Genomic DNA, 5017 nt, shown 5'->3' on the forward strand with positions numbered 1-5017 from the left:
ATCACCGGTCGGGGTAAGACGTCGATGGTGGACCACTTCGACCGTCGCCCGGACCTGGAGACCAGGTCGGAGTCGCCCTTCTCCTCCAATGAGCGCCGTCGGCACTCACCCGCCGATCGGTCAGATCCGGCGTAGCACCGCCACGACCCGGCCCATGATGGTGGCGTCATCGCCGGGGATCGGGTCGAAGGCGGGGTTCTGCGGCATCAGCCAGACATGCCCGTCGCGCCGCCGGTAGGTCTTCACCGTCGCCTCGCCGTCGAGCATGGCGGCCACGATCTCGCCGGAGTCGGCGGTTGGCTGCTGCCGGACGACCACCCAGTCACCGTCGCAGATCGCCGCGTCGAGCATCGAGTCGCCCTTGACCTGGAGCATGAAGACCTCGCCCTCACCCACCAGCTCGCGGGGGAGCGGGAAGATGTCCTCCACTGCCTGCTCGGCGAGGATCGGCCCACCGGCGGCGATCCGACCGAGCATCGGCACGTACGCCGGAGTGGGGCGCTGTGCCCTCGACAGCTCGTCGTCGATCGCCTCGCTGGGGGCGCGGACGTCCACCGCGCGCGGCCGGTTCGGGTCGCGGCGCAGGAAGCCCTTCTTCTCCAGCTCCTTGAGCTGGTAGGCGACGCTGGACGGCGACACCAGGCCGACCGCCTCGCCGATCTCGCGGACGCTCGGCGGGTAGCCGTGGCGCTCCACCCAATTGCGGATGAACTCCAGGATGCGGCGCTGGCGGGCGGTCAGGTCGACCGTCGCCGGGTCGGGGAAGGCGCTGACCACCGGGGTGACCGGACGCACGGCGGGCTGACCCGTCCGGCTGCGCGCGGCGCTGCGGCGTCGGGTGGCCGGGGGGCCCGCCTCGGTGATCTGCTGCGGGCTCTTCGGCCGGCTGGCCCGGTCCTCGGTCACGTCCGTCCTCCCTGGTCGGCGCTGGGTGCCTCGTCGGCTCGTGGTGCGTGCGGTGGTGCCACGTTGTTCATGACCGTATAGGTGAGATCAGTCATTTTCAAACATCTGTACGACCTCTCACCGGCGTGTCGGGGTGAAAAGCGCTCCGGTCGTACGGATGTTCTGATAAATGGTACGTCAGGTAGCACTGGTGTTCGATCCTGGACCTTTTTCCGGCTGTGTTCGGCTGGTTCGCCGGTAACCCGGGCGGTGTCGTGACGTTGGGTCTTCGGGTGCTGTGCGGTGCGTTGACGACCGGATGGTCCGTGACGCGCCGGACACGCCGGCCAACTTGACCCGGCTTCCCCAGCGACATACGGTCGACCCCTAGATGTAGTAGTGACACGGGCGTAAGTTGCCTACAGGTTGGGTCTGACTACCGACCGCACTCCCGTAACGTCGATCACGGCGGGCGTCATCCGAGGATGGCACCGTCGCGGTGAGTCGTGCCCGGGGGTGTGTTCCGGTGTGCTCGCGGTTGATCATTATTTGGAGGTGGGCGATGCGGTGTCCGTACTGCCGGCACGCTGACTCCCGGGTGGTCGACTCGCGGGAGGCCGACGACGGCCAGCTCATCCGACGGCGGCGGTCCTGCCCGGAGTGCGGCAAGCGGTTCACCACCGTCGAGGAGGCGGTCCTCGCGGTCGTCAAGCGCAGCGGGGTGACCGAGCCGTTCAGTCGCACGAAGATCATCGGTGGGGTGCGTAAGGCGTGTCAGGGCCGGCCGGTGGACGACGACTCACTCGCGCTGCTCGCGCAGCGGGTGGAGGAGACGGTCCGGGCCAAGGGGGCCGCCGAGATACCCAGCCACGACGTGGGCCTGGCGATCCTGGGTCCGCTACGCGACCTGGACGAGATCGCCTACCTGCGGTTCGCCAGCGTCTACCGCTCGTTCGACTCCCTCGCCGACTTCGAGCACGAGATCGAGACGTTGCGGGCCGCGGCGCGAGCCCGGGAGCAGGGCCGGGCCGATGCGGTCGAGGCCGCCGGCCGTACCAGCTGAGACTTCACGGTTTTTCAAGAGAATGGGACGCGCGGTGGGTGACCGCGCAGACGAGGGGGGCAACGGCGTGACTACTAGCCGTTCACGAAGCAAGGCAGGCGCGGGGCTGAAGATCGAGCGGGTGTGGACGACCGAGGGGGTCCACCCGTACGACGAGGTCTCCTGGGAGCGCCGTGACGTCGTGATGACGAACTGGCGGGACGGCTCGATCAACTTCGAGCAGCGTGGGGTGGAGTTCCCGGAGTCGTGGAGCGTCAACGCGGCCAACATCGTGACCACCAAGTACTTCCGGGGAGCGGTGGGGACCCCGGAGCGCGAGTGGTCGCTCAAGCAGTTGATCGACCGGGTGGTCACCACCTACCGCACCGCGGGTGAGGAGTACGGCTACTTCGCCAGCCCGGCCGACGCCGAGGTCTTCGCGCACGAGCTGACCTGGATGCTGCTGCACCAGGTGTTCAGCTTCAACTCGCCGGTCTGGTTCAACGTCGGCACGCCGTCGCCGCAGCAGGTCAGCGCCTGCTTCATCCTTGCCGTCGACGACTCGATGGACTCGATCCTCGACTGGTACAAGGAGGAAGGGCTGATCTTCAAGGGCGGCTCCGGCTCCGGGGTCAACCTGTCGCGGATCCGCTCGTCCCGTGAGCTGCTCTCCTCCGGCGGTAACGCCTCCGGCCCGGTCAGCTTCATGCGCGGCGCGGACGCCTCCGCCGGCACCATCAAGTCCGGCGGCGCGACCCGCCGGGCGGCCAAGATGGTCATCATCGACGTCGACCACCCGGACATCCAGGAGTTCGTTGTCACGAAGGCGCGCGAGGAGGACAAGATCCGCGCGCTGCGTGACGCCGGGTTCGACATGGACCTCGGTGGCTCCGACATCGTCAGCGTGCAGTACCAGAACGCCAACAACTCGGTCCGGGTCTCCGACGAGTTCATGTCGGCGGTCGAGAACGGCAAGGGCTTCGACCTGCGCGGCCGGCTGGACGGCTCGGTGATCGAGACCGTCGACGCCAAGAACCTGTTCCGCTCCATCTCCCAGGCAGCCTGGGAGTGCGCCGACCCCGGTCTGCAGTACGACGACACGATCAACGACTGGCACACCTGCCCGGAGACCGGGCGGATCACCGCGTCGAACCCGTGCTCGGAGTACCTGCACCTGGACAACTCCTCGTGCAACCTGGCCTCGCTCAACCTGATGAAGTTCCTCCGCGCCGACGGTGGCTTCGAGGTGGAGAAGTTCGTCAAGTCCGTCGAGTTCGTCATCACCGCGATGGACATCTCGATCTGCTTCGCGGACTTCCCGACCGAGAAGATCGGTGAGACGTCCCGCGCCTACCGGCAGCTCGGCATCGGCTACGCCAACCTGGGCGCCCTGCTGATGGCCACCGGCCTGCCGTACGACTCGGACCAGGGCCGCTCGGTCGCCGCGTCGATCACGTCCCTGATGACCGGCACCGCCTACCGCCGCTCGGCCGAGCTGGCCGGCGTCGTCGGCCCGTACGACGGCTACGCCCGTAACGCCGAGCCGCACAAGCGGGTCATGCGTAAGCACGCCGCGGCCAACGACGAGATCAAGCCGACCAGCCCGGTGGCCACCGCTATCGTCCGCGAGGCGACCAAGCAGTGGACCCAGGGCAACAAGATCGGTGACAAGTTCGGTTGGCGCAACGCGCAGGCGAGCGTCCTCGCGCCGACCGGCACGATCGGTTTCATGATGGACTGCGACACGACCGGTGTGGAGCCGGACCTGGCGCTGGTCAAGTTCAAGAAGCTGGTCGGCGGCGGATCGATGCAGATCGTCAACCAGACGGTGCCGCGTGCCCTGCGGAGTCTCGGCTACCCCGAGGAGCAGGTCGAGGCGATCGTCGAGCACATCGCCGACCACGGCCACGTGGTGGACGCCCCCGGCCTCAAGCCGGAGCACTACCCGGTCTTCGACTGCGCCATGGGAGAGCGGACGATCGCCCCGATGGGTCACGTGCGGATGATGGCGGCCATCCAGCCGTTCGTCTCCGGCGCCATCTCCAAGACGGTCAACATGCCGGAGGCGGCCACCGTCGAGGACGTCGAGAAGATCTACTTCGAGGGCTGGAAGCTCGGCCTCAAGGCGTTGGCGATCTACCGGGACAACTGCAAGGTCGGCCAGCCGCTCTCGGTGGCCAAGTCCAACAAGGCCACCGAGCCGGCCGCCGTCGAGACCGCAGCGGCCGCGCCGGCCGCGGTCGAGAAGGTCATCGAGTACCGGCCGGTGCGTAAGCGCCTGCCGAAGAAGCGCCCGTCCGAGACGGTCAGCTTCTCCGTCGGTGGCGCCGAGGGCTACCTGACCGCGTCGTCCTACCCGGACGACGGCCTCGGTGAGGTCTTCCTGAAGATGTCCAAGCAGGGCTCGACCCTGGCCGGCGTGATGGACGCCTTCTCGGTGGCCATCAGCATCGGCCTCCAGTACGGCGTGCCGCTGGAGACGTTCGTCAGCAAGTTCACCAACATGCGCTTCGAGCCGGCCGGCATGACCGACGACCCGGACGTGCGGATGGCGGCCTCGGTGATGGACTACATCTTCCGTCGCCTGGCGCTGGACTTCCTGCCCTACGAGCGCCGCGCCGAGCTGGGCATCTTCACCGCCACGGAGCGAGCCGCGCAGCTGCGGGCCGAGGCCGACGCGGAGGCTGCCGGCGTCACCGGCGCCGAGCTCACCGCGATGGCGTCGTCCGCGCCGGTGGAGACCCCGGCCAAGCCGGAGGCCGTCGCCCAGCCGGCCCAGGAGATGGCCGACGTGGCCGCCGCCAAGCCGGCTCCGAGCGTGGGTTCCAGCACCGAACTGCTGGAGGCCGTGATCGGCAAGGCCGCCGACGCGCCGCTCTGCTTCACCTGCGGTACGAAGATGCGCCCCGCCGGTAGCTGCTACGTCTGTGAGGGCTGCGGCTCCACCAGCGGCTGCAGCTGACGTACGCGAAACGCGGCGCTGCCCCGGTCTCCCTTCGTCGGAGGCCGGGGCCCCGGCCGAGGATCTGCTCCAGACGGCGCTGACAAAGACCTACCTCGCGTGGAAGCGGCTCGGCGGAATCGAGGCGG

Annotated in this window: 3 protein-coding genes and 1 pseudogene; 3 read left to right on the top strand and 1 reads right to left on the bottom strand. The window is 68.4% G+C overall.

Annotated features, from left to right (window positions below):
* Nucleotides 1–120: 120 nt before the first annotated feature.
* Nucleotides 121–906: a transcriptional repressor LexA gene (lexA, locus tag AB0C20_RS35115; protein ID WP_030489395.1), complete on the bottom strand. Its 786-nt coding sequence runs from the start codon at nucleotides 904–906 to the stop codon at nucleotides 121–123.
* A gap of 541 nt (nucleotides 907–1447) precedes the next feature.
* Between lexA and nrdR the strand changes: the two genes are divergently transcribed.
* The 3 genes and pseudogenes from nrdR to AB0C20_RS35130 form a co-directional block, all read left to right on the top strand.
* On the top strand, nucleotides 1448–1948 hold the full coding sequence (gene nrdR / locus AB0C20_RS35120) for a transcriptional regulator NrdR (protein ID WP_357182832.1): 501 nt from the start codon (nucleotides 1448–1450) through the stop codon (nucleotides 1946–1948).
* A gap of 22 nt (nucleotides 1949–1970) precedes the next feature.
* Complete coding sequence (locus AB0C20_RS35125; protein WP_357569626.1) at nucleotides 1971–4889, top strand: vitamin B12-dependent ribonucleotide reductase; 2919 nt, start codon at nucleotides 1971–1973, stop codon at nucleotides 4887–4889.
* Between the two features lie 49 nt (nucleotides 4890–4938).
* Nucleotides 4939–5017, top strand: a pseudogene (locus AB0C20_RS35130) (SigE family RNA polymerase sigma factor); the annotation flags it as partial.

Origin of the sequence: Micromonospora sp. NPDC048843, from assembly GCF_040649965.1 — a bacterium.
Classification (GTDB): Bacteria; Actinomycetota; Actinomycetes; order Mycobacteriales; family Micromonosporaceae; genus Micromonospora; species Micromonospora hortensis.

Coding starts and splice junctions, on each gene's coding strand:
- nrdR (WP_357182832.1), top strand. CDS start 1,448: ATGCGGTGTCCGTACTGCCGGCACGCTGACTCCCGGGTGGTCGACTCG.
- AB0C20_RS35125 (WP_357569626.1), top strand. CDS start 1,971: ATGGGACGCGCGGTGGGTGACCGCGCAGACGAGGGGGGCAACGGCGTG.